Genomic DNA, 938 nt, shown 5'->3' with positions numbered 1-938 from the left:
ACCAAATAGATATTCATAGGCTGGATGCTTTTGTCTCAACCAATATCTTTGATTATCCTTATAATTTTTTCGGATATCCTTTAAGTCAGATCTGAGATTCCAAGAAAACTGACTTGCCTGAAACTTGAATAAGTACGGCTGTGGTTGAATCTCTTTAATTTCAGATGAGCGAGGTATACTGACTGATTTAATCCAGTTTTCATAAGTTTCTTCAAAATCTAATTCTAAGATATTATTCAGTAAGTGTCTCAACCCATTTTGAATTTTCAGTTGTTCCCGATCTTCGTCATCTAGGTTGAGAAATTTGGCTAAGTTTTCCCCTGCTTCCGTGAGTTGAAGTTCATCAATATTCCACCCCTCTATTTGATACCCTCCTTGAAGAATGGATGTTATATCCAAGCTAAATAGAGGACGAAAATAAGATTTTTCTTCTTCTTGAGTACGAATTTGAGGAAAGGATAATGCCCAGACTGTCTCTTGACTTGATTGCCCTTTATTAACTTCTTTTTGCAACTCTGCAAAAGTATCTTGCCCAATGATTACACGATTGCCTTTCAGGTTTACACCTTGCTGCTTGACTGCATCTGGTGAAATTTTGGCTTGACTATAATCCTCCAAAGCAATGAACTTTAACCATGCGTTGAGGATTGCTTCTACTTTGCTAGCTTTGTTCAAAACACCCTCCAGGTTGCTGCACTTGCTTGATTGTAGTATAGGTTACGAGTTATCGTGTCCGATACAAAGCATTAATCCGCAAGCCAAAGCACAAGCATTGCTATCATCAAAGATAATGGCAGGGTCAAGAGATTTTGTTTTTGGACGCAGTCTGATTTAAGTGGTAACTTGGATCAAGAAATTCGACAGAACAGTAAAAACATATAAAACTAGTTCAAGAGTCGCATTGCAGCCATCAGGGTAACTCTAGAGTATGCCACAAT

Annotated in this window: 1 pseudogene; it reads right to left on the bottom strand. The window is 37.7% G+C overall.

Annotated elements, in window-relative coordinates:
• Positions 1-675: pseudogene (locus AC5590_RS00910) on the bottom strand (AAA domain-containing protein); the annotation flags it as partial.
• Between the last annotated feature and the right edge of the window lie 263 nt (positions 676-938).

The sequence above is a fragment of the Brasilonema octagenarum UFV-OR1 genome, assembly GCF_963888615.1.
Taxonomy (GTDB): domain Bacteria; phylum Cyanobacteriota; class Cyanobacteriia; order Cyanobacteriales; family Nostocaceae; genus Brasilonema; species Brasilonema sennae.
Note: the sequence above shows the minus strand (reverse complement) of the source record. Positions and strands in the feature narration are given on the sequence as shown.